General features: G+C 63.6%; 19 protein-coding genes. 13 read left to right on the forward strand and 6 right to left on the reverse strand.

All coding sequences use genetic code 11. From position 1 onward, the window contains the following. The first annotated feature begins 98 nt into the window (after positions 1-98). From NF876_RS10845 to NF876_RS10870, 6 genes are all read left to right on the forward strand, one after another. Positions 99-1,082, forward strand: coding sequence for a substrate-binding domain-containing protein (locus NF876_RS10845; protein ID WP_262268813.1), 984 nt, complete (start codon positions 99-101; stop codon positions 1,080-1,082). A gap of 60 nt (positions 1,083-1,142) precedes the next feature. Further along, positions 1,143-3,047: a sugar ABC transporter ATP-binding protein gene (locus tag NF876_RS10850; RefSeq protein WP_262268814.1), complete on the forward strand. Its 1,905-nt coding sequence runs from the start codon at positions 1,143-1,145 to the stop codon at positions 3,045-3,047. 15 nt (positions 3,048-3,062) lie between these two features. Then, entirely contained in the window at positions 3,063-4,073 is a 1,011-nt protein-coding gene (locus tag NF876_RS10855; RefSeq protein ID WP_262268815.1) for an ABC transporter permease, read from the forward strand. Between the two features lie 66 nt (positions 4,074-4,139). Then, entirely contained in the window at positions 4,140-6,083 is a 1,944-nt protein-coding gene (locus tag NF876_RS10860; RefSeq protein WP_262268816.1) for a D-apionate lactonase family protein, read from the forward strand. A 507-nt stretch (positions 6,084-6,590) separates the two neighbouring features. Continuing rightward, positions 6,591-7,616 (forward strand): purine-nucleoside phosphorylase, encoded by a 1,026-nt coding sequence (locus NF876_RS10865; protein ID WP_262268817.1) that lies wholly within the window; start codon positions 6,591-6,593, stop codon positions 7,614-7,616. A 134-nt stretch (positions 7,617-7,750) separates the two neighbouring features. Continuing rightward, positions 7,751-8,686, forward strand: coding sequence for a nucleoside hydrolase (locus tag NF876_RS10870; protein WP_262268818.1), 936 nt, complete (start codon positions 7,751-7,753; stop codon positions 8,684-8,686). Between the two features lie 623 nt (positions 8,687-9,309). Here the strand turns inward: NF876_RS10870 and NF876_RS10875 are convergent. After that, positions 9,310-9,636, reverse strand: a complete 327-nt coding sequence (locus NF876_RS10875; protein ID WP_262268819.1) for a hypothetical protein — start codon at positions 9,634-9,636, stop codon at positions 9,310-9,312. Between the two features lie 251 nt (positions 9,637-9,887). Here NF876_RS10875 and solA point away from each other — a divergent pair, with 251 nt between their 5' ends. Beyond that, the gene (gene solA, locus NF876_RS10880) at positions 9,888-11,045 is read left to right on the forward strand and encodes an N-methyl-L-tryptophan oxidase (protein WP_262268820.1); all 1,158 of its coding nucleotides are present in this window, start codon (positions 9,888-9,890) and stop codon (positions 11,043-11,045) included. 49 nt (positions 11,046-11,094) lie between these two features. Beyond that, complete coding sequence (locus NF876_RS10885; protein WP_262268821.1) at positions 11,095-11,457, forward strand: hypothetical protein; 363 nt, start codon at positions 11,095-11,097, stop codon at positions 11,455-11,457. A gap of 36 nt (positions 11,458-11,493) precedes the next feature. Here NF876_RS10885 and NF876_RS10890 read toward each other — a convergent pair whose 3' ends face one another. Then, entirely contained in the window at positions 11,494-12,168 is a 675-nt protein-coding gene (locus NF876_RS10890) for a lysozyme inhibitor LprI family protein (RefSeq protein WP_262268822.1), read from the reverse strand. Between NF876_RS10890 and NF876_RS10895 the strand changes: the two genes are divergently transcribed. The 4 genes from NF876_RS10895 to paoC all read left to right on the forward strand — a co-directional run bounded on the left by NF876_RS10895 (position 12,142) and on the right by paoC (position 16,451). Continuing rightward, positions 12,142-12,393, forward strand: a complete 252-nt coding sequence (locus NF876_RS10895; protein ID WP_262268823.1) for an XdhC family protein — start codon at positions 12,142-12,144, stop codon at positions 12,391-12,393. The genes NF876_RS10890 and NF876_RS10895 overlap by 27 nt on opposite strands. 324 nt (positions 12,394-12,717) lie before the next feature. Then, complete coding sequence (gene paoA / locus NF876_RS10900) at positions 12,718-13,311, forward strand: aldehyde dehydrogenase iron-sulfur subunit PaoA (RefSeq protein WP_262268831.1); 594 nt, start codon at positions 12,718-12,720, stop codon at positions 13,309-13,311. Next, on the forward strand, positions 13,308-14,258 hold the full coding sequence (locus NF876_RS10905) for an FAD binding domain-containing protein (protein WP_262268824.1): 951 nt from the start codon (positions 13,308-13,310) through the stop codon (positions 14,256-14,258). Before paoA ends, NF876_RS10905 begins: the two co-directional genes overlap by 4 nt. A 3-nt stretch (positions 14,259-14,261) precedes the next feature. Next, positions 14,262-16,451 (forward strand): aldehyde oxidoreductase molybdenum-binding subunit PaoC, encoded by a 2,190-nt coding sequence (gene paoC / locus NF876_RS10910; RefSeq protein WP_262268825.1) that lies wholly within the window; start codon positions 14,262-14,264, stop codon positions 16,449-16,451. A 137-nt stretch (positions 16,452-16,588) separates the two neighbouring features. On the opposite strand, the gene NF876_RS43145 is transcribed toward paoC, so the two are convergent. Genes NF876_RS43145 through NF876_RS10925 form a run of 3 tightly spaced genes read right to left on the reverse strand, consistent with a single transcriptional unit; the run spans position 16,589 to position 21,131 of the window. Next, positions 16,589-16,783, reverse strand: a complete 195-nt coding sequence (locus NF876_RS43145) for an SDR family NAD(P)-dependent oxidoreductase (RefSeq protein ID WP_315975021.1) — start codon at positions 16,781-16,783, stop codon at positions 16,589-16,591. Between the two features lie 39 nt (positions 16,784-16,822). Beyond that, entirely contained in the window at positions 16,823-19,942 is a 3,120-nt protein-coding gene (locus NF876_RS10920; protein WP_262268826.1) for a multidrug efflux RND transporter permease subunit, read from the reverse strand. 4 nt (positions 19,943-19,946) lie between these two features. Then, complete coding sequence (locus NF876_RS10925) at positions 19,947-21,131, reverse strand: efflux RND transporter periplasmic adaptor subunit (RefSeq protein ID WP_262268827.1); 1,185 nt, start codon at positions 21,129-21,131, stop codon at positions 19,947-19,949. 484 nt (positions 21,132-21,615) lie between these two features. Here NF876_RS10925 and NF876_RS10930 point away from each other — a divergent pair, with 484 nt between their 5' ends. After that, the gene (locus NF876_RS10930) at positions 21,616-23,535 is read left to right on the forward strand and encodes an adenylate/guanylate cyclase domain-containing protein (protein WP_262268828.1); all 1,920 of its coding nucleotides are present in this window, start codon (positions 21,616-21,618) and stop codon (positions 23,533-23,535) included. A gap of 926 nt (positions 23,536-24,461) precedes the next feature. Here NF876_RS10930 and NF876_RS10935 read toward each other — a convergent pair. Next, the coding region (locus NF876_RS10935; protein ID WP_315975022.1) for a TCP-1/cpn60 chaperonin family protein at positions 24,462-24,964 on the reverse strand (503 nt) is incomplete at its 5' end.

Genomic DNA, 24,964 nt, shown 5'->3' on the forward strand with positions numbered 1-24,964 from the left:
CTCCCCCTCTGCGCCGCCCCCCCCCACCGTGGGTTGCTTCTGTGCCCCCCCGAGGCTCTAAGCCCCCGGTCGGGGTGTAGCAAACGGAGGAGGAAACCATGATGAAGCGAAGAAGTTTGTTGGCCCTGGTGGCCGCCGCTGCTTTGGCCTCTGGCCTGACCGCCATCGGCGCGCCGGCCCGGGCGGCCGAAAAGGAGATCGTCTATCTCACGCCTGGCCTCGATCTGCCGTTCTGGCGCTACCTCTCCAAAGGCGTCGAAGCCGCGGCCAAGAAGGAGGGCTACGCCTACCAGGCGCTCGACTCCTCCAACAACGCTCAGACCCAGTTGCGCAATGCCCAGGATGCGATCGCCCGCAAAGTGGCCGGCATCGTGATCTCGCCTACCGATTCCTCGACCGCTCCCAGCGTGCTCCAGCTCGCCAAGGACGCCAACATCCCGGTCGTCATCGCCGATATCGGAACGAACAGCGGCGACTACGTGTCATTCATCATCTCCGACAACTACGAGGGCGCGAACGGCGTCGGCAAGGCCCTCGCCGAGGCCATGAAGAAGAAGGGCTGGCAGGGAGGTTCGGTCGGCATCGTATCGATCTCCCAGGCCCGCAAGAACGGCCAGGCCCGGACGAAAGGCTTCCGGGATGCGCTCACGGAGGCTGGAATCACCAAGGATGCCGGCCTGCAGCAGATGCAGTCGTACACGGCCGACGAGACCTTCAAGTTCACGCAGGACATGCTGACCGCCAATCCCGATATGAGGGGCATGTTCATCCAGACCGACCAGCCTGCTATCGGGGCGTTACGCGCAATCCGCGCCGCCCGGCGACAGGGAGAGGTTCTCGTCGCGGCGTTCGACGGCATCCCGGACTTCGTCGACCTCCTCAAGAAGGGCGAGATCGTCGTTTCCGGCATGCAGCAGCCCTATCTCATGGGGGTGCGCTCCGGCGAGGCCATACTGCAGCATCTGAAAGGGGGCACACCCGAGAAGGAAATTCTGGTGCCGATCCTGGTCGTGACCAGCGAGAACATCGAGAAGCTCCTGCCTACCGTCAAAGAGACGGTGTTCGCCAATGAGGTGAAATAATGCCTTAAGGCTCGGCCGGCCCGGACCCCGGGCCGCGCCACGCAATGGAAATCTGCAACGATGCACGCGCTCAGCCGGGTTCGGCCCTCGGAGATCCTCAAAGCAACTGGCATTGACAAGACGTTCGATCGCACCCGCGCCCTTCAGGGCGCGACACTCGAACTGCGGGCAGGCGAAGTTCACGGGCTTCTCGGAGCCAATGGCGCCGGCAAGTCAACCCTGTCGAAAGTCATCTCCGGGCATGTGATCCCGGATCGGGGCGAGGTCGTCTTCAAGGGGCAAGCGCTCCGCGTGGCCTCCACGCGCGATGCGCTCGAAGCCGGTATCGCGATCGTCATGCAGGAGACCAGTCTCGCTCCCGATCTCTCGGTTCTGGAGAATATCTTCTTGCCAGAGCTCGGCAGGCCTGGCCGCCTTTCGCGCGGCCGGCTGCGCCAGCGTGCCCGCGAGTTGCTCGCCCGGCTCGGTCACGAACATATGCTGCCGCTCGACCAGGAGGTGCGCGATCTCTCCGCTGCACAGCGCCAGCTCGTCGAAATCTCCAAGGCGCTCGCGCTCAACACTGATCTCATCATTTTTGACGAGCCGACTGCGTCGTTGAGCCCGTCCGAGGTCGAGCGGCTTTTCGAGATCATGGACCGGTTGCGCCAAGACGGCCACGCCCTGGTGTTCGTGTCCCATCGCCTCGAAGAGGTCTTCGCGATCACCGACCGCGTCACCATCATGCGGGAGGGACGCACCGTCGCAGCTTCGCTGGACACGGCCTCGCTTAGCCAGAGTGACCTGGTGCGCCACATGGTCGGCCAGGATCTCGGTTCGATCTACGCCCGCACCGCAGAAGCGCGCGAGCCGGACCGAGGCCGCTCTGGCGAATTTCTGCTGGCCGTCGAAGGGCTCAGTGCGCCGCCCCATGTCGTCAACGTGTCCTTCGGCGTGCGCGGTGGCGAGATCCTTGGCCTCGGCGGGCTCGTCGGGGCTGGCCGATCCGAGGCCGCGGAGGCGATCTTCGGCCTGCGCCCGCGAGCCCGTGGCACCATCACACTCTCAGGCAGGCCTATCGCACCGCGAAGCCCCGCCGAGGCCATCGCCCACGGAATCGGCTTCATCCCCGAAGATCGACGCACGCAGAACATCGTGCCCGACCTCTCGGTCAAAGAGAACCTCCTCCTCGCGCATCTGGGCGCTTACCGTGGGTTCGGCCATGGCTACCGCAAGAGAGAGGCCGCAGCAGCGCGCCTCATGGAGCGGCTGGGACTCCCGGCCGACCGCCTCCTCGATACGAACATGCTGACTTTCTCCGGAGGCATGCAGCAGAAGGTCATCATCGCGCGCTGGCTGCTGCTCGAACCTGCCGTTCTGATCCTGGACGAGCCCACCAAGGGCGTCGACATCGGCACTCGTTCCTCGATTTATGCGATCCTGCGGGAGGTCGCCTCGCAGGGCGTGGCCGTCGTGCTGATCTCCTCCGACTTCGAGGAGCTCCTCGGCCTAGCGGACCGGATTGTCGTACTCAGCGACGGGCGCTCAATCGCGGATCTGCCGAGCGCTCTTCTCGACGAAGTGAAGCTCACGCTGCTCGCCGCCCCGCGGACGTCCATGGTGCGCAACACCGCCCTGCTCGATGCCATCTCGGCGGATCACAGCGGTGCGGCCTTCTGGGTGCTCATCGACAGCGATGAGCTCATCTGCCTCAACCTCGTGGAGGCCGCGGGCAGCCCCAGCCCTGGTCTGCGGACCGGAGAGGCCATGCGGATCGCGGAGACCCGCATTTCCCGCGCTCTCATGGAGCGGCAAGACGGCTTCGTCGCCGAGGCGGACGTGCCTCTCTCCACCGTTCTGGTCCCGATGCGCAGCCCGCGCGGTCATGATTTCGGCTGGATCGGGCTGACGGTCGACAGCCGGATGTCCATCCCCTCCGCCCGGCTCATCCGAACCCGCGTCGAGGCTCTGATGAGCGCCGATTGAACAGGAGTGGACAGAGTGACGACGAACGACCTCGTAAGCTCCGACGCCCGCGAACCGCCCGGCGGTTCTGCGCCACGCCGCGCCAGTTGGGCTAGGCGGATCCTCGGCCGCCTCGAGGTGCGGATGGCGCTTCTTGCTTTGCTCATCGCGATCGCATTGTCGCTGCTCTCGCCGTATTTCCTCACTCGCACGAACATCTTCAACATCCTCGATCAGTCCGTGGTGGTCGGCATCGTGGCTGTCGGCATGACCTTCGTCATTCTGACCGGCGGGATCGACCTTTCGGTCGGGTCGGTCGCAGGCCTGTGCGGGATTGTCCTGGGCCTTTCCTTGCAGCACCTACCGATCCCGCTCGCCATCCCGTGCGCTATCGCGGCGGGCGGCTTCATCGGCCTCGTCTCAGGGTGCCTGATCGCTTATTTCGGCCTCGCGGCATTTGTGGTGACCCTCGGCATGATGGCGATCGCCCGAAGCCTCTCGTACATTTTCTCCGGGCAGACGGCGATCTCGAATATCCCGTCGGACCTATCGAACATCGTCTATACCTCGATCCTCGGAATCCCGTCGAACGTCGCGTTCCTCCTCGTCCTCTATGCCCTCGCCTTCGCGTATCTCACCTACACCAAGGGAGGGCGCACCATCTACGCGATCGGCTCCAACAAGGAGGCCGCACGCGCCGCGGGCCTCTCCGTCCTGTTCTACAGCACGCTGCCCTATGTGATCTCCGGCGCCCTCTCGGCGGTCGCGGTGACCTTTTCGATCGCGCAGCTTCTCTCGGCCGATCCCCTGATGGGCAACATGCTCGAGCTCGACGCGATCGCGGCTGTGGTGATCGGGGGGGCGAGTCTCTACGGCGGGCGAGGCTCGATCGTGGGCACGCTTATCGGCGTCCTGATCATGGTGATGATCCGCAACGGGCTGAACCTCATGGGTGTCTCACCTTTCTGGCAGGGCTCGGCCATCGGAGCGATCATCATCCTGGCGCTGCTGGTCGAGAGACTGGTCAGTGTCCGCGCAAAGCGCTGAAGCCAACCAGTTCGAAAGTCAGACCAGGAATTCAAGCAGCCCAAGCATTCTAAAGGGAGGTCCGATATGTCCAGCAATGTATCACTCGCCGTGCGGCTCTACGGAACCGAAGAGCAGGTAGAGCCGTCGCGCGTCCTCCGCGCGGGCTCACTCAACGCGGAGCTCGAAGCCGGAAACCTGCGCTACATCCGCTATCGCGGCCACGAACTCCTGCGTGCTGTGTCCTTCATCGTGCGCAACCCCGACTGGGGCACCTACAACCCGCGCATCTCGAACCTGTCCGTCGAAGAAACCGACGGCGGCTTTCGCGTCACCTACGATGCGGTCGCAGCCGACGAGCGCCAGGAGTTCCGGTACTCGGCGGAGATCTCCGGTACGAGTGACGGCCGGCTCACCTTTCGGGCACAAGGCCGCGCGGCCACGGACTTCGAGACGAACCGCACCGGATTCGTGGTGCTCCACCCCGAAAACGCGGCCGGCCAAGCGGTCCGGATCGAGCATGTCGACGGTCGGATCGTCGAAGGCGCATTCCCGGAGCTGATCGACCCCGTCCAGCCGATGATGGATCTGCGCGCGCTGACCCACAAAGCCGCTCCGGGTCTCTCGGTCACCTGCCGGATGGAAGGCGACACCTTCGAGATGGAGGATCAGCGCAACTGGACGGACGCCTCGTTCAAGACCTATGTGCGCCCGCTTGCCCTGCCCTGGCCATACCGGCTCGCGGCCGGCACCGAACTCGAACAATCCGTCACGGTGACGGTTGAGGATCGCGGGAGCGTGGCCGCCCCGACGGGCGGCATGGTCACAGTCCGCCTCGGCGGCGATGCGGGACCGGCTCCGCGGCTTGGCCTCGGACTTGATCCGGCCGACGCGGAGGATGCCCGCGCGGCACGCGATCGTTTGAGCGAAATCGGGCGTTTCTATCTCGTCTGCCGCCACGATCCCCGTCAGGGTCACAGTCCGGACAGCCTGCGCGCGGCGGTCGAGATCGCACGCGATCTCGGCGCGGAGCCCTGGCTCGAGGCCGTTGTGCTCTCGGTCGAGCAAAGCGCGGCGGAGGCCGAGGTCGCGGAGCTCGGCCGGGTGGCCGCGTCGCTCGGCTCGCCGTTCCGCGTGGTCCTGATTTCGCCCGCACCCGATCTGAAATGCACCTTGCCGGGCAGCGTCTGGCCACCATCCCCGCCGCTCGACGCACTCTACCGGGCCGCCCGTCGGGCGTTTTCGGGCTCGGAGATCGGTGGCGGAATGTTCAGCTATTTCACGGAGCTCAACCGCAAGCGCCCACCGAAAGAGTTGCTCGACTACGTGGTCTTCACGACATGCGCGGTTGTCCATGCCGGGGATGACCGTTCCGTCATGGAAGGGCTCGGCTCGCTCCCGTTTATCGCCAGGAGCGCCCGCGCGATCGCGGGTGAGACGCCCATCGTCGTCGGGCCGAGCGCCATCGGCATGCGCGACAACCCGTACGGCGAAGCCCCGATGGCCAACCCGCACAACATCCGGCAAGCCATGAACTTCAACGATCCACGCCAGCGAGGCCTCCTCGGAGCGGCATGGAACCTGGGCTATTTCTCGCATTTCGCGCGCGGCGGCGCGGCCGCGATTGCGCTCGGCGGCTTGGTGGGGGCGTTCGGCGCCGTTCATGCACGCCGCTCCTGGCCGCAACCCTTTTTCGATGCTCAGCCGGGGCTCTATCCAGTCTTTCACATCCTGCGTGGCCTTGCCCGATTGGCTGGACGCGCGATGATTGCGACGGAGATCTCTGCACCCAACCTCGTGCAAGGCTTCGCCGCCCGGTCGGACCTGGGTCGGGAGCTATGGCTTGCGAATCTCACGGCCGAGCGCCAGCACGTCACGATCGAAGGGGTCGGAAGTGTCCACGGGGCGATCCTGGCAGCTGAGGACCTCGAGGCGGCGGCGGCCGATCCAGGCTTTCTCGACCGGATGGAACGGATGGGCTCGGTCGAGTTGGAACCCTTCGCTGTTGCGAGATTGGCCTTGCAACCATGAGGGCGCTGGGCCCACTGTTGGCCGGGGAATTCGGTTCTGCGGCAACTTTCTTGTCCCTCTCGCGGGCTCTGACCTGAGTTGCCTGAGGGATGAAGCAGATGTTCAAGGGCAGACGGGTCGATGGGGCGGTAATCTTGCTCGGTGTCCGGTGGTATCTCGGAACTTGAGGCAATCCCCTGCCGGTGGGTTGTGCGAAAGGCGGCGCTGGCGATCGTGGGTGGCGGGGCATCTGAGTCGTCACCCAGCTTGCCGACCGAGCGTTGACCTCGTGCTACGGCTGACCGGGACCATCCAAGCCTGAACCACCGATGGAAGCTTGGCTGAGATGCCCACCCGATGGCCAGAGTTGCGGTCTCAACGAGCGCTCTGCCTGCATGACAAGCAACCAAGATCGAACTTTCCGGTAGCCCCGATCCGGCTGGGTTTGGTAGACCCGATCCAGCCGACATCCCTATAGCCGTCTGGCTGCTGGGGAGACATTGCGATTGCAGACGTGAGGAGCTGATGATGTTACATCAATGTGGAGCCGGTCTTCTGGGCGTTGTGGCCGCGAGCCTCCCGCTGGCCCTCTCCGCACAGGAAGCCTCCCAACGCATCAGCCCCAAGGTCATGGTGATTACCATGTTTGCCGGTGAGGCCAAGCCCTGGCTGGATAGTGAGCGGTTCACGCAGAAAGTAGCGGTTCCTGGCCTGTCCAAGGCCTTTCCCGAGGTGTCGTGCACTGACGCCGGTCTGTGCCTGATGACCACCAGCATGGGCTATGCCAATGCGGCCAGTTCTGTTTCGGCTTTGATCTACACTGGCCGTTTTGACCTCTCGCAGACTTACTTTCTCATTGCCGGCATTGCCGGTGTTGATCCCGCCGATGGGACCTTGGGATCAGCGCATTGGGCGCGCTTTGCAGTCGATGGGGGCCTGCAGAATGCGATCGACGCCCGCGACATGCCCAGCGACTGGAGCACCGGCTATGTCGCCATTGGTGCGAGTCGACCGGGCGAGAAGGTCGAGCTCAGGTACGGAAGCGAAGTCTACCGGTTGAACGAGGAACTCCTGCAGAAGGCGTACAGCCTGACGAGGGACGTAGAGCTGGCTGATGGTGATGCCGCCAAAGCCTACCGGGCGCGGTACGCAGCCGCTCCGGCGAATGCCGCACCCCGCGTGAGCATCTGCGATACAATCTCCATGGATACCTGGTGGCACGGTTCAAAGCTCGGAGCCGGGATGGAGGCATGGGCGAAGCTGATCACGAATGATGAGGCCAACTATTGCACCACGCAGCAGGAGGATAATGCGACCCTCACGGCCCTGCGGCGCGGCGCGGACGCCAATCTCCTCAACTTCGACCGGATCGCCATCCTTCGAACCGCGTCGAACTTCGATCGGGAAGGATCAGGGCAGACCCCTGTGGAGTCCCTGACGGCAAAGTCGGGCGGCTATATTCCCTCTGTCACGAACGCGTATCGGGTTGGCGGCAAGTTCGCTCACACGATCGTAGCGGATTGGCAGAGCTGGAATGCACGAGTTCCGAAGTAAGGGTGGCAGAGTCGCCCATTCGGCCCTTCACGGAACTGGGTGGGCGGTCACAATCATGCAGGGATCGCTGCACTTAAACTTTGCCTTAGCATCTGCTGAAAGCAGAGGCCTGAGATGCTCGTGAGCGCAAATGGATGAAGCAGGTTATCATCGACACTGACCCTGGTCCAGATGATGGGGTCGCCATCTTGACGGCCTTGGGCTCTCCCCTGATTGAAGTCCTTGGAGTCTGCGCTGTCGCCGGCAACGTTCCTCTTCATCATACTGCCCGAAATGTTCGCAAGATCCTGGAGCTCGCCGAGCGCCAGGATGTCAAGGCATTCGCCGGAGCCGAGGCTCCTCTGGCCCGCCCGCTTTTCACGGCTGAGTACGTGCACGGCAAGACCGGATTCGACGGATACGATCTGCCGGAACCGACGATGCCTATTCAGCCTCAGCATGCGGCTGACTTCATCATTCAAGAGGTCATGAGCCGGCCAGCGAAGTCCGTCACGATCTGTGCTCTTGGCCCCTTGACGAATTTGGCAATGGCGATCGAACGGGAAGGACGCGTAGCCGGGCGGATTGACCAGATCGTCTGGATGGGCGGCGCTTTGTCGGAAGGCGGCAATGTGACTCCTGCAGCCGAGTTCAACTGCTACGTGGATCCAGAAGCGGCCGCGCGAGTGTTGAGTTCGGGCGCTCGCATCGTGATGATGCTATTGGATGTCACCCACAAGGCTCACGTAACGGCTGATCGGATCGAACGCTTCCGCAGGATGGGGAACAAGGTCGGTCCAATCTTTGCGAGACTCCTCACCTACGCCAAGCAGTTTGATTGGCAGAAGTACGGAGCTAACCGCGCTCCGCTGCACGATCCGACGACAGTTGTCTGGTTGCTGCGGCCCGAGTTGTTCTCGGGCCTCCATGTGAATGTCGAGATTGAGACGAACTCTCCTCTGACAACCGGGATGACTGTGATTGATTGGTGGGGTGTGACCAGCCGGCAAAAGAACGCTTACGTAGTCCGTGATGTTGATGCCGAACGATTCTACGATGTGATCTTCGAAAGCTTCGGCCGTCTGCCCTGATGATCCGGGACCAGGACACTCTAACTTTGCGCCTACATCGAAGCGACCGGCAGTCAACATTATGGAATTCCAAAGCTAGCGTGTCAGGCTGTTTCTTTGATTGATGTCAGGGGTTTCAATGGAAGCCTTGGGCTCGCGACCGTACCGGCGATGCCCTGGTGGGTCGATCCCGCCGCACGACGGCCACGGTCCCATGTACGTCGCCTTCTCGATCCCGCAGGATGAACCGGAGGAATGGCAGCCGCATCGACTGATGCTGGCGTTGCGCTGGAGGGACGGACGGGATGGCGCAGGGGTGACGTAAGCGTCTGCTTCCGTGAACTGACAATCACCTGCTGGAGATTGCCATGCCCGGATTGTGGATCGGGTATTGGCGCAAGAACAGTGACTGATGTGCTCTTGCCCGAACAGCCTTCATCACCTGGAGCGGCCTGCGACGGGGCTTTAGAGCATCGGACGGACCCAGAGGGCCGCGTCAGCGACCCGAAGGGCCACGCCAGTGAAAAGTGGATCCGGTTTTCGCTGGCGCGGCCCGCTGGGTCCGTTCTGACCGATGCTCTTATTCAAGAAGAAAGCATCGGATGGATCCCAAAAGGGCAAGTCCACTTTTCACGTCCGATGCTTTAGCGATCCTGCGCCGACGGATGGCTCATTCCATCAATGATGCCGTCGCGACGGGCTTCGGATGCCCGGATTTTTCCGGTGATGTGTTCTAAGGAACCTCGGGTCGATCCCAAGAGGCCGATCCCGACCAGCGTCACAGCGATCCCGATCACCAGAACGAGAGCATCTGTCCGCGCAAGCCCTGAGAGCGACGCTCCGACCAGCAGAACACCTGCTATGATCGCCACTCGTGCCACGATCATGCTCTTCCGGCAGCGCTCTGCCGCCTCGGACAGATCGTCGATTTCGGATTCGAGATCAGCAATCTGTTGGTGGAGGTCATTCATCCAGCTGGGTCACAGTGCAAGAGGTCGGATGCTCATCAAGATGCATCAGTCTGCCATATGGGAAGAAAAAGTCCCATCTTCATCCCGATCCGCAGGGATATAGTCGATCATGCCCTTGTCGAAGGCGATTTCCCGGACGTCATGCAGATCGACCGATTGTCCATTGCAACATCGCACATGACCGTTGCCCTGTGAGCCCCAACCGGTAAGCTGGCTTTGCCATCTGTCCAACGTTCATGGGGCATCTCACTATGAAATCATTCGACACCATCGTGATCGGCATAGGCGGCATGGGGTCTGCCGCCCTCTGGCACTTGGCTCGCCGCGGCCAGAGGGTGTTGGGCATTGACCGGTTTGACTTGGGGCACAGCATGGGCTCCTCCCATGGGCTGAACAGGATCATCCGCCTCGCCTATTTTGAGCATCCCAACTACGTCCCGCTCCTCCGCCGTGCCTATGAGCTATGGCGGGAAGCCGAGCAGCAGACCCGTGAGCAACTGCTGTTCATCACGGGTGGCGTCGATGGGGGGACGGAAGACAGCCGGATCGTTCAAGGTGCACTGACGGCGTGCCGGGAGCATGATCTTGCGCATGAAGTCCTCACTGCTCGTGAAACCGCACGACGGTTCCCCGGTTATAAGCTCCCGGACCACTATGCCGCCGTCTTCCAGCCGGAGGCAGGGTTCGTGGCATCGGAGCGCGCCATCCTGGCGCATGCATCCCTGGCCGTCTCTGCCGGAGCCGAACTCCACGGACGGGAGAAGGTCGTCGCTATCGAACCCGCCAACGGGCGGGTGCTGGTCGTGACGGATCAAGACCGCTATGAGGCCGGACAGGTGGTGGTCTCCGCAGGCGGCTGGATTTCCGATCTCATTCCCGCTCTCAGGAGCACGGCTGTGCCGGAGCGCCAGGTCCTGGGCTGGTTCCTGCCCCGGAAGCCGGAGTTTTTTCGGCCAGACGTCTTCCCGGTTTCAAACATCGAGTCTGAGGTCGGTCACTTCTACCAGTTCCCAACCTGGGGCATCCCAGGGTTCAAGATCGGGCTCTACCACCACTTCCGCGAAACCGGCCATGCCGACGAGCTTTCCCGAGAGCCGACGCCTGCTGACGAAGAGGCGCTTCGCAAGGGCATCCGGCACATGTTCCCCGATGCCGATGGACCGACCCTGCGGCTCGCCACCTGCCTGTTCACCAACACACCTGACGAGCACTTCGTGATTGACATCCTTCCAGGGGCACCGGAGGTCGTGGTGGCATCTCCCTGCTCAGGGCACGGGTTTAAGTTCGCCAGCGTCATTGGAGAGGCATTGGCCGACCTGGCAACGACGGGGAGCAGCAAACTCGATCTTTCGCTGTTCGCCATGAAACGGTTCGAGGGCGCATCAGGGGCTTCGTTGGGAGCAGGTTGATACGATTTGTTATGAGAGGGGAGCCGCAGTTGCTGTGATGCTGGTTGTGGTGAGTACGAGGCTCACGCAGCTGGCCGCCAGGACGCAGCGCAATCCATCGCAGAGCACTCCATCACCGCTGCCGTGGTTGCAGCGAACGGGTCAGCTCACGGATGACAGCGTCCTCATTGGGGAGGTCGTCGATCTCCTCATCCACCTCAGGCTCCGGTTCCGGGACAGGAACCCGCAGGACTGGGAGGTCGCGGCCGAGCAGCCGGTGCGGACAGGCCTGGCATTTGTCGATGCAGTAAGCCGCTTGAGCGCCGTGGGCGAGAGCCTACCGGTGCGGGTCGAGATCGCCACCGGACTGCTCGTTAGGGGCAATCTCCTTGGCTCTGCCACGGCCCAGCAGCGCAGCGTCGTGTGCAGATGAGATGATGCCCACGTTGTCTGTTCGTCACATTTGCTATTACTGCAGATAGCGCTCTTCGAGGTCCTTCGTGCGGGTTACCGTGTACTCGTAGAGGCAGCTGATCACCGCGATGCTCGTGCCGGAGCCGCCCAGAAGCTCGAAACTGCGCGCCCCGCTGCAGTCCTTATCCTTGAAGGTGTTCCAGGCGCGTTGCGCGGCGATAAGATCGTCTCGCCATTCCTGTGCCCTGTCGGGGGTTAAGCCGTCCGTTGGCTGAATGGTGGCAAGCGCCTTCTTCCAGACCTCATTCAATGCAGCATCGGCCTTCTTGTACGCCTGCGCGATACACTCACCGATTTCAACTTGCGATGAAGCGCTGCACGTCCTGCTCAAGGAGGTCGGTGGGCTTGCCCAATCCGTTGCGGCGCTCATGGATGGAATAACGAGCAAAGTAAGAGCGACCACAAGGCGCATAGCGCGAATCCCACGTGACAGGAGCGGAATATAGCACGCTGCCGGCAGCAAGTCTGCTGTTGGGCTCTGTCCCGCGATATCCAATCGAACCCGGTCGGCACAAAGACCCGCGGCGGCGGCACCGATCACCAGAACAAGGGCACTGAACCCAAAGGCTCCCTGATATCCCCCATAGCGGCACTCCTGGAAGCGCGGCGCCCGATCACCCTCATTCAGCCGGAGACAGGGAGCTTGGCCATTTTCCTGTTCCACGACCACGGCTGGGATCCCTTGTTGATGGAAAGGGTAGCGTCCCAGCCTGCCTTCTTCATCGGCGCTTTGGGAAGCCGCCGGACCCATGCCGCCCGCTTCGATACCCTTCGGAGCCGGGGTGTTCGGCAGGAGGCTCCAGAGCGCATCGTCTCACCGCTCGGCCTGATCCCGTCGGCCCGCGACCCCGCGACCCTTGCGCTCCCAGCCTTGTCCCAAATCGTCGACGCCTAGCGCAGCGTCACAACATCGTGACACCTCCAGCCCGGGTCAATTCCGATCCCCGGGCGGGCCAGGACTGGTCGAGCTTTGTGACGGAATTCAACGACTTCGCGCCAGTCTCATCGGCCATTCATAAGCCCTGAACATAAGGGCATGCAGCTTTAGGGCATGATCTTTCGCCCGCCTCTACCCTAGACTCGTTCCAGTTGAGCCCAATCTGTGTGTCCTCGAACCAAGCGGCGGATACGCCCGGGACATGCCATCAGACCCTGAATGGAAGGAGCATCGACCACCATGCCGATCCTTCATGACCTGGAACTCAACCGACGCGACCTGATGGTCGGCGGTGGCACTTTGGCGGCCCTGACTGCGGTCTCTGCTGTGGTTCAAGCCCAACCATCCCTAGCCGGAGCGCCTGCCTTGACAAAGGTATCACTGACCGTGAACGGCCAGTCCCACGATCTTGAGATCGACATCCGAACGACCCTTCTCGACGCCCTGCGCGAGCACCTGCACCTGACCGGGTCCAAGAAAGGGTGCGACCACGGCCAGTGTGGTGCCTGCACCGTCCTTATCGACGGTCGCAGGGTGAATTCCTGCCTCACGCTCGCGATCATGAACGAGGGCATGGAGATCACCACGATTGAGGGTCTCGGAACCCCGGAGAATCTTCACCCTATGCAGGAGGCCTTCATCAAGCACGATGGCTACCAGTGCGGCTACTGCACGCCGGGCCAGATCTGCTCCGGTGTCGCCGTATTGGGTGAGATCAAGGCCGGGATTCCAAGCCATGTCACCCCTGACCTCACGCAACCGGTCACATTGAGCGATGCGGAGATCCGCGAGCGCATGAGCGGCAACATCTGCCGCTGCGGCGCCTATTCCAACATCGTCGAGGCGATGACCGAAGTCGCCGGGAGGCAGGGATGAGGGCGTTTACCTACGAGCGTGCGACGTCGCCCGTTCAGGCGGCGGCCGCCGCTGCGGCCAATCCCGATGCGAAGTTCATTGCGGGCGGCACCAACTTGCTCGACCTGATGAAGCTCGAGATCGAGACGCCTGCGCACCTGATCGATGTGAACGGGCTCGGACTCGACACGATCGAGGCCACATCCGAGGGCGGATTGCGGATCGGGGCGCTGGTGCGCAACACCGACCTCGCCGCCGACGAGCGGGTGCGGCGCGACTACGGCGTGCTCTCGCGGGCGATCCTTGCCGGAGCGTCCGGGCAGCTTCGCAACCGGGCCACCACGGCCGGCAACCTGCTCCAGCGTACCCGGTGCCCCTACTTCTATGACACGGCCCAGCCCTGCAACAAGCGTCAGCCAGGCTCGGGCTGCTCCGCCATCGGCGGGTTCTCCCGCCCGCTCGGCATCGTCGGCACGAGCGAGGCCTGCATCGCCACGAACCCGTCGGACATGGCGGTCGCCATGCGGGTCCTCGACGCAACGGTCGAGACGGTGAAGCCCGATGCCACGACGCGCCGGATCCCGGTTGCCGAATTCCATCGCCTGCCCGGCGATACGCCCCAGATCGAGACCGTGCTGGAACGGGGTGAATTCATCACGGCGGTCACGCTGCCCGCGCCCGTTGGCGGCAAGCATCTCTACCGCAAGGTTCGTGATCGCGCGTCCTATGCCTTCGCCCTGGTGTCAGTGGCTGCCGTCATCCAGCAGGACGGCACGGGTCGCATAGCGGTGGGGGGCGTCGCGCACAAGCCCTGGCGGGTCGAGGCCGCCGAGTCCGAGCTTCCGCGCGGCGCAAAGGTTGCCGCGGAGTGGTTGCTGGCTGGCGCGACACCAACCCACGAGAACGCATTCAAGGTGCCGTTGGTCGAGCGGACGCTCGGCTCCGTACTGGACGAGGCGAGGAGCTGAGGCATGAAGTTCGACAAGCCGGAGACAACGAATCCGATCGACCAGCTCAAGGTCGTGGGGCAGCCTGTCAACAGGGTCGATGGCCCTCTCAAGGTCACGGGCGCCGCGACCTATGCCTATGAATGGCACGATCCTCATGCGAAGCTGGCTTACGGCTACCCGGTCGGATCGACCATCGCCAAGGGCCGGATCGTCTCGATGGATCTCTCGCGGGCCCGCACGGCACCGGGTGTGGTCACCATCGTGACGGCCAAGGAGGCCGGTCAGCTCGGGAAGGGGTCGCGGAACACGGCAACGCTCCTGGGTGGCCCCGAGGTCGAGCATTACCATCAGGCCATTGCCGTCGTGGTGGCCGAGACCTTCGAGCAAGCCCGCGCCGCCGCGGCGCTCGTGCACGTCACCTACGAGGAGGCCGAGGGCCGGTTCGATCTCACGGCCGAGAAGGATGGCCTCGGGCCGACCGAGTCCGACGTGAGGGTCGGCGAGTTCGAGAGGGCTTTCGCCGAGGCGGCCGTGCGGCTCGACGAGACCTACACCACCCCGGACCAATCGCACGCCATGATGGAGCCGCATGCGTCCCTGGCCGCCTGGGACGGCGACAAGCTGACGATCTGGACGTCCAACCAGATGATCGCCTGGAGCGTCGGCGACGTGGCGAAGACACTCAAGATTCCCCCGGCGAACGTGCGGGTCGTTTCCCCTTATATCGGTGGCGGGTTCGGGTCGAAGCTGTTCGTCCGGTCGGACATGATCCTGGCTGCACTTGGATCTCGCGCCGCCGGACGGCCGGTGAAGATCGCGCTGCCGAGGCCGTTTCTCATGAACAACACCACCCATCGGCCGGCGACCATCCAGCGCATCCGGATCGGCGCTGGGCGAGACGGCAGGATCACCGCCATCGCGCATGAGGGCTGGTCAGGGAACCTGCCAGACGGTGATCCCGAGAACGCCGTGGACCAGACCAAGCTGCTCTACGCCGGTGCCCACCGCCTGACCGGCAACCGTCTTGCGACGCTCGACCTGCCCGAGGGCAACGCCATGCGGGCCCCGGGCGAGGCGCCCGGCCTGATGGCGCTCGAGATCGCCATGGACGAGATGGCGGACAAACTCGGGCTCGATCCGATCGAGTTCCGGGTGATCAACGACACGCAGGTCGATCCCGGAAATCCCGAGCGGCCGTTCTCGCATCGCCAGCTCGTGGAATGCCTGCGCGTCGGCGCCGGGCGCTTCGGCTGGGCGGCCCGCGACGCCCGTCCCGGGACCGTGCGGGACGGACGCTGGCTCAAAGGCATCGGGGTCGCGGCCGGCTTCCGCAACAACCTGACCATGAAGTCGGGTGCCAGGGTGAGGCTGGACCGCCGCGGGGTCGTCACGGTCGAAACCGACATGACTGACATCGGGACCGGCAGCTACACGATCATCGCCCAGACCGCCGCCGAGATGATGGGTCTCCCGATCGAGAGGATCTCGGTTCGTCTTGGCGACTCTTCGTTCCCGGTCTCGGCGGGTTCGGGCGGCCAGTGGGGGGCCAACAGCGCGACGGCCGGTGTCTATGCCGCTTGCGTCAGGCTTCGCGAGACGGTCGCGCAGCGACTTGGTTTCAATTCCAAGGACGCCGTCTTTGCCGATGGCGAGGTCCGGTCGGGTGATCGACGCGTGTCCCTGGCCCAGGCGGCCAGCGATGGTGAACTCGTCGCTGAGGACACGATCGAGTTCGGTGATCTCAGGAAGACGCATCAGCAATCGACCTTTGCGGCCCATTTCGTCGAGGTGGCCGTTGACGCCGCGACTGCCGAGACCCGCGTGCGGCGCATGCTCTCGGTGTGCGCGGCAGGCCGCATCCTCAATCCGAAGACGGCGCGCAGCCAGGTGATCGGCGCCATGACGATGGGTGTCGGAGGCGCCCTGATGGAGGAACTCGCCGTCGATACGCGGCGCGGCTTCTTCGTCAACCACGACCTCGCGGGCTACGAGGTTCCGGTCCATGCCGACATCCCGCACCAGGAGGTGATCTTCCTCGACGAGGTCGATCCGATGTCCTCACCGATGAAGGCGAAAGGTGTCGGCGAACTTGGGCTGTGTGGCGTCGGCGCGGCCGTCGCCAACGCGGTCTACAACGCGACCGGTATCCGCGTGCGGAGCTATCCGATCACCCTCGACAAGCTGATCACGCAGCTCCCCGGCGCGTCATGAAGCATACGGCAGGGGACGCCCCGTGAGTGCAACGCACACGCAGGCGGCCTGCCTCCCTGCCCGAAGTTTGTCGCCGTGCCCAGGTCGCGGGTGATGCCATGGGCAGATCAACACGATGGGGGAAACCCGCGGATGCATCATCCAAGCCTTCGTGGTCTGCCCCCTGAAACGTGATCCTCCCTGAAGTATGGTTTGTGATCCGAAAGGACCGCCACCTTGGCTCCGGCCGCCGCAAGCGCTTGCGCAACCGCGGCGCCGATGCCGGACGAACCGCCCATCACCAGAGCGGATCGGCCTTTCAAAGGCACGGGTACTTCTCCTGCATCGATCATGAGCCTGTCACTCTGCAGCCTGTGACATGGGCTTCGGTTTCATCTCGCGATCTGCGACAGCCCGTCTGTCCCTGACCACCAGGATCGGGCTGCCGCAGAGAGCCCGTCGAGGTAGAGGTAGATCACCGGCGTGGTGAAAAGAGTCAGAGCCTGGCTGACAATCAGGCCGCCGACCATGGCGTAACCCAGAGGTTGGCGGATCTCGGCTCCCGTTCCATGCCCCAGCACGAGCGGCACGCCGCCGAGCAGCGCCGCCATGGTGGTCATCATGATAGGCCGGAACCGGAGGAGAGCGGCCTTGCGGATGGCTTCCTGGCTTGAGAGGCCCTCCTCCCGCTCCGCCGTGATAGCAAAGTCCACCAGCATGATGCCGTTCTTCTTCACGATGCCGATGAGCAGGATGATGCCGATCAGGGCGATCAGGCTGAAGTCGAACCCGAACAGAAGCAGTGTCGCCAACGCACCGAGTCCTGCGGAGGGCAGCGTCGACAGGATCGTGATCGGGTGGATATAGCTCTCGTACAAAATACCGAGGATCAGGTAGACCACCACGAGTGCCGCCCCGATGAGGAGCGGAACGGTGGACAGCGACTGCTGGAAGGCCTGCGCATTGCCCTGGAAGCTGCCGACCAGGGAGGGAGGTTTGCCGAGTTCGCCTTCCGCACGCTGAACGGCCTGCGTCGCCTCGCCAAGCGACACGCCTTCTGCCAGGTTGAAGCTGATGGTCACTGCCGGGAACTGACCCTGATGGCTGATGGACAGAGGCGCCGTCTTGCGAGTCGTCCATTTGGCGAAGGTGGAGAGAGGCACCTGCTGGCCCGTCAACGGCGATGTCAGATAGATCCGGTCAAGGGTCTCGGTTTCCCCCTGAAGCTCCGGCAGGATCTCCATGATCACCCGGTAGCTGTTGAGCTGAGTGAAGTATTGGGTCACCTGACGCTGGCCGAAGGCGCTGTAGAGAGTGTCATCGATCAGTTGAGGCGTGATGCCGAAACGGGCAGCCTGATCGCGATCGATGGTGAGGGTCAGGGTTGTGCCGCCCGTCTGCTGGTCCGTTGCCACATCGCGCAGCTGTTGAATCGACTTCAGCTTGTCGAGGACCTTCGGAGCCCATTCATCGAGTTCGTCCAGATTGGCGTCCTGAAGAGTGTACTGGTACTGGGTGCGCGACTGGCGCCCGCCCACGTTGATGTCCTGTGAGGCCTGCAGGAAGAGGCGTGCGCCCTCCACCTTGTCGAGCTGCGGGCGAAGCCGCGCAATGATGTCCTGCGCCGAGGCCTGGCGCTCCTCTTTGGGCTTGAGGGTGATGTAGATGCGCCCGCTATTGGTGGTCGAGGCGCCGCCACCCGCTCCGATCTGCATGGCGTAGCTCGCGACATCCGGATCGCGGCCCACGATCTCGCCGAGCGCCTCCTGCCGACGCATCATCTCCTGGAAGGAGATGTCCTGCGCGGCCTCGGAGGTGCCCTGCAGGAATCCTGTGTCCTGCTGCGGGAAGAATCCCTTCGGGATCTCCATGAACAGGTAGATTGTTGCCCCCAAGGTGGCGAAGAAGACGAGGAGCGTGAAAAAACGGAAGCGCAGCACCGTGTCGAGGCCACGCTCGTAGGCGTGTTCGAGAGCCGCGAAGAAGCGCTCCATGAGGTTGTAGAGACGCCCATGGCCCTGCCCCTCCGCTTCGGGCCTGAGCAGGCGGGAAGCCATCATGGGTGTCAGCGTCAGTGATACGAAGGCGGAGACCGCGATTGTCATCGTCACCACCACGGCAAACTCCCGGAACAGCCGTCCGATAATGCCGCCCATGAGCAGGAGAGGAATGAAGACGGCAACCAGAGAGATGCTGATGGAGAGAATCGTGAAACCAATTTCCGACGAGCCCTTGTAGGCGGCATCCATGGACCTCTCGCCAGCCTCGACGTGACGGACGATATTCTCCAGCATGACGATGGCGTCGTCGACCACGAAGCCCACCGCGATGGTGAGGGCCATGAGGGAGAGATTGTCGAGGCTGTAGCCCAGCAGGTACATGAGCGCCGCCGTGCCGAGCAAGGCGAGTGGCACCGTGACACTTGGAATGATCGTAGCCCATAGCTTGCGGAGGAACAGGAAGATGACCATGACCACGAGGCCGATGGTCAAAAGCAGGGTGAGCTGCACGTCCTTGACGGAGGCCCGAATGGTTTGGGTACGGTCACTCAGGACCTCCACCTTGATGGCGGGTGGAATCGCCGCCTGAAGGCGCGGCAGCTCGGCCTTCACCCGGTCGACGGTCTCGATCACGTTGGCGCCCGGCTGCTTGAACACGATGAGGAACACGCCACGCTTGCCGTTGGCCCAGGCGGCTTTCCTGGCATCCTCCGGCCCTGGGACCGCTTGGCCAATGTCGCGAACTCGGATGGGCGCCCCATTCCGGTAGGCGACGATGACGTCGTTCCACTCTTCGGCCCGGGTCAACTGGTCGTTGGCGTAGATGGTGAAGCTGCGGGTCGCTCCGTCGATCGTTCCTTTGGGGCTGTCGACGGTGGCAACTTCCAGCTGCCCTCTAATCGCATCGAGCGAGAGATCCTTGGCGGCAAGCTTCGCCGGATCGAGCTGAACCCGAACGGCAGGCTTCTGCTCGCCGCCGATGATCACCTGCGCGACGCCGGCGATCTGGCTCATCTGCTGGGCGAGCTTGGTGTCGGCATTGTCGTCCACCTCCGTCAGCGGCAGCGTGTCGGATGTGGCGGAAATGATCATGATCGGCGTGTCGGCCGGGTTGACCTTTCGATAGGTGGGAGGGCTCGGCAGATTCTTGGGCAATTGGCCGCCGGCGGCGCTGATGGCCGCCTGAATGTCCTGCGCGGCCGCGTCGATGTCGCGGTTCAGATCGAACTGCACCGTGATCGAGGTGGAGCCGAGCGCGCTCGTGGAGGACATCTGCGACACGCCCGGGATCTGGGAGAACTGTCGCTCGAGCGGTTGGGCCACCGAGGACGCCATCGTCTCAGGATTGGCGCCCGGGAGCGAGGCCGAGACCTGGATGGTTGGAAAATCGACTTGCGGCAAGGGCGCAACCGGCAGGAACGGATAGGCAATCAAGCCTACGAACAAGATCCCGACCATCACCAAGGTGGTTGCAACCGGGTAGCGAATGAATGGAGCCGAGATGCCGCCCATGTCCTCAATCCTTGACGGCGGTCTGCTGGGCAATGTCGTTCTTCACCTCGACCCTCGCTCCAGGGCTAAGGCGATAGTGACCCGCCGTGACAACTTGCTCACCGGCCTTGAGACCCTCTTCGATGACAGCCTGCCCTTTCGTGATCGGCCCCACCTTCAAAGGCCGCGGCTCGACCGTGTTGTCCGGCTTGACCACATAGGCGAGCAGACCTTGCGGGCCGCGCTGAACCGCGGTGTCAGGAACGGACAGGACATTCTTCATGACGTTGACCCGCAGTCGGGTATCCACGGATTGTCCCGGCCAGAGGGCGTGATCCTTGTTCTCGAAGGCTGCCTTGAGACGAATGGTGCCGCTTTGCGTATCGACCTGGTTGTTCACAAGGCTCAAGGATCCCTCCGCCAGGGTGTCCTTGCCGTCGGTCGACAGAGCCCAGACCTTCAGAGGACCCTGGGCCACCGCCTTGTTGATGGCCGGAAGTTCGCCCTCGGAAGCCGTGAAGAGCACGGACACAGGTTCGAGCTGCGCGATCTCCACGATGCCGTTCTGGTCAGCGGCATGGACGATATTGCCCTGATCGATGAGGCGAAAGCCCGCCCGGCCCGTGAGGGGTGACCGGATGGTCGTGTATTCGAGCTGCGTCTGAGCGCTGTCGATGGCGGCCTGGTCCGCCTGGATCTGAGCCTGGAGGCTGCGAACCGCCGCGCGCTGAGTGTCGAGCTGCTGCTGGGAGGCGAAGTCGCGGGCGGCCAACTGATTGGTGCGGGCCAGATCCGCCTGGGCGCTGGCAAGCTGGGCCTCGTCCTGAGCCTTCTTGGCCTGGGCCTGTCCCAGGCCTGCCTGGAACGGACGCGGATCAATCTGCACGAGGAGGTCGCCTTCCTTGACCATCTTGCCCTCCTCGAAGGCGATTTGCTGGATTTGCCCATCAACACGGCTCCGCACCGTTACCGTGGTCGCGGCTTGGACGGACCCCAGTCCGATCAGGTCGATCGGAATGTCCTTGAGTTCCGCGGCGCTTGCCTCGACCGGCACGGCGGCCGGAAGCTGCGCGGCCTGCCGGTGCTCCGCACCGCCGGAAGGCCCTGAATGCCGCCAGGCCAGAACGCCGCCGCCGAGCGCGAGGATCAGAACGACAATCCAGACGAATCCGCGCTTGGACGGAATGCGTGTCGGCTCTGCTTCGGTCATCGAGGTCATCCTGCGCTCAAGGCACTGAACTGCCGAGACGACGCATGACCCCCCTCATGGTTCAGACGACACACGCTTTTGTGTGAAAGTCGGAGCCCAGTTTGCGGGCGATTGACATCCCAAGTGAGCAGGGGGCTGAACGTCGCCTTTGGGTCTTTGCCGTACTTCGGCTCGACCCGGAACTCCGGGACCCTCCTGTCGCTCGCGAAGGAGGGGCAGCAACTGGTCAGCCACCTCCTGGCACGGAATGCGCCCACTCGTTCAGGGGCTGTCGCCTTCCGACCGATCGGGACCGACTGCCGCGGTTCGCCATGAGGCGGGCGCGGGCGCCTGACAATCCCTCCCCGCTGCGTGGACCGGGTACGGCCGTACCCGGTTGGCCCCTGTGCTCCTGAGAGGTCGGAACACCGGGAAGCCGCCTTTCCCTGACGCGCCGCGGGGAGTAGGCTCGGAGTGGCAGGCTGGACCAGGGATGGAGCGCTCCATGGAGCGCAAGCTAGCGACCATCGTCTGCGCCGACGTAGCGGCCTACTCGCGGCTGATCGGGCTCGACGAGGAAGGCACGATTGCGCGGCTGAGGGTGTGTCGCCGGACCCTGCTTGATCCGGCCATTGCCCGCCACGGGGGGCGGATCATCAAGACCATGGGCGACGGCCTTCTGGTCGAGTTCGCCAGTCCGGTTGAGGCGGTTCGCTGCGCGGTCGAACTCCAACTCGCCATCGTTGCCAGTGAATCCAAGGTCCCGGAGGATCGTCGCATCCGCTTTCGGGTCGGCATCAACCTGGGCGACGTGGTCGTTGAGGGCGGAGATGTCCTGGGCGACGGCGTCAACATCGCGGCGCGCCTGCAAGCCCTGGCGGAGGTCGGCGGCATCTGCGTCTCCCGCTCCGTGCGTGACCAGGTGCGTGACCGGCTTCCGGTGGTCTTCGAGGATCTGGGGGAGCAGAGCGTGCGCAACATCGCCCGTCCGGTGAGGTGCTATCGGGTCCACTTCGATGCCTACACGGCCGAGGCGTCCCCCGAACCAACAGGCCGGTGGCGCCGCCTCCTTCCAGCGGCTGTGACGGCTGGTCTGGCCGTACTCGGCGGCGTTGGCGTCTGGTTCGCCGCAGATCAGGGTCCGGCCGATCCCGGCGCCGTACCTGCTACCACATCGGCTCCCGCTCTTGGCACCGAAGCGCCCAGCGTTCCCCGTACCGCCCCACGCCTGTCCCTTGTTGTACTCCCGTTCGGCAACCTGAGTGGCGATCCTGACCAGGACTACTTCGCTGACGGCCTGACGGAGGATCTGACAACGGCGCTGTCACGCATCGACGGCAGCTTCGTCATCGCCCGGAACACTGCCTTCACCTACAAGGGGAAGGCGGTGGATGTGCGGCAGATCGGGCGCGATCTCGGCGTGCGCTACGTGCTCGAGGGCAGTGCCCGGCGCAGCGGCGATTTGGTACGGGTGAATGCCCAACTCATCGATGCCGAGACCGGAGCGCATTTGTGGACGGACCAGTTCGACCGCCCGCGGGCCGACCTGATCAACACGCAGGACGAGATCACGGCAGGAATCGCCTCCACGTTGCAGGTGCGGCTCGTCAATATCGAGAGCCGCCGCAGCCAGCGTGAGCGCCCCGACAACCCCGATGCGGTGGATCTGGCCATGCGCGGCTGGGCCCTGATCTATGCAAGCCAGACCCGGGACAACAACGTCGCGGCGCAACGTCTGTTCGAGGAGGCGCTCAAGGTGGACCCGCAGGCGGTGAGCGCCCTCATGGGCCTAGGCTTCACCCACGTCCGGGAGGTGATCAACCGCTGGACAGATGCGTACGGGGATCACCTGCAAAGGGCCGATGAGTTGATTGAGCGTGCCATCGCCCTGGCACCGGACAATGCCCAGGCTTTCCAGTACAAGGCACTGCTCCGCCGGGCGCAGCGGCGCAGCGAGGAGGCGATTGCGGCGGCTGAGCGGGCGGTGTCGCTGAACCGGAACCTCGCATCGACCTACACCGAGATCGGCTGGAACTGGGCTCTCCTCGGCCAGCCGGAGAAGACGGAACCCTATGTGCGGCAGGGTATCCGCCTCAGTCCGCGCGATCCCTTCCTGGTGTACTGGTTGCTGTACATTGGCGTCGCGCAGTTGCACCAGGGGCAGGACCAGGCCGCCCTTGCGACATTCCAGAAGGCGATCGATGCTGATCCGGGCTTCCCGAGTTCCTATGGCTGGCTGGCGGCGGCCTATATGTTCACTGGACGCGAGGCGGAGGCGCGTGAACCGATGGAGAGGTGGCTGCGGGCAGTGCCGTGGATGACGCTGACACGCTACAAGGCCCTGGAGCAGTCCGATCACCCGGATTACATGGCCCAACGCCCGCGGATCTATGCGGCGTGGCGGAAGCTTGGAATTCCGGAGTAAGCTTGTTGATCCGGTGGTGGTCAGTCGGCAATCCATGGAATGGCTGGTTTCGGTCAAACAACGAAATCGATTGCTCGTCAGGAAGGTCCGATGTTCGGATCGTGTGCTGACATTCGGTCTACTTCGCGGATGTGCCAGGACGAAGCGTTGCGAGCGCAGCGCTTATCATAGCTGCCCTGGCAATCGGTGATAGGGCGGTCGTCTCGCCGGGAGTTGCGGCTTGGAATCCCTTCGGTGCTCCCTCATCTCCAAGAATGCGCTAAAGCATCGGACCCAAAAGTGGACTTGCACTTTTGGGATCCATCCGATGCTTTCTTCTTGAATGAAAGCATCGGTCAGAACGGAAAACCGGATCCACTTTTCGCTGGCGCGGCCCTTCGGGTCACTGGCGTGGCCCTTCGGGTCGCTGACGCGGCCCTCTGGGTCCGTCCGATGCTCTAGGTGGGGCGCGGCACATCAGGTGGAATTTCGTCCCGTCGAGCAAGCATAGGAACCAACAGGTATGCGGTCGACCAGAAGAGGAGACCATGAGGGTCTGTGGGGCAGATCGGTAACGGGCGGGTTGTACAAGGTTCCCAGTCAGACGAGACAAAACTGCCGGACACTTTCAGTTGCCAAAGCACGCTCCATCTAAACCCAAGCTGCTTTGTCCTTCTCCAACTCCGACGATTCTGCAGATCAACATCTGGCCGCTCGTGATCAGTCCCATGATCTGACGGCGGGTTCATGCGCCAGACAGCCTGACGCTGCGGGAACATCCGGCTCGCGAAAGCTATCCGGCAACAGGCCAGTAGAGGCACAAGAGCAAGGCCCGGGTGCCTCCAGGGCCTTGCTTCGCTGTCTGGGTTAGAAGTCCATGCCGCCACTCAAGTCCGGCCTGCCGGACTTGAGCTCTCCTCAGGAAGGGGCGGCCTGAATCGGACCCTTTAGAAGTCCATGCCGCCCATGCCGCCCATTCCTCCACCCGGCATCGCCGGAGCCGATTCCTTCTTCGGCAACTCGGCGACCATGGCTTCCGTGGTGACGAGCAGGCCAGCAACCGAAGAGGCATCCTGGAGGGCCGTGCGGACGACCTTCGCCGGATCCACAATACCGGCTTGAAGCAGTTCCACGAACTCCTCTGTCTGAGCATCGAAGCCAAAGGTCTCGGACTGGACGTTGTCGGTGATCTTGCCGACCACAATCGAGCCTTCCACGCCAGCGTTCTCGGCGATCTGGCGGATTGGAGCCTCAAGCGCACGCAGCACGATCTTGATGCCGGCATTCACGTCGGCGTTGTCGCTCTGGAGCTTGGCCACCGCAGCCTTGGCGCGCAGCAGAGCCGTGCCGCCGCCGGGGACGATGCCTTCTTCCACCGCGGCCCGGGTGGCGTTCAGGGCGTCGTCGACGCGGTCCTTCTTCTCCTTCACCTCGACCTCGGTCGCGCCGC

It is taken from the genome of Microvirga yunnanensis, from assembly GCF_025460875.1.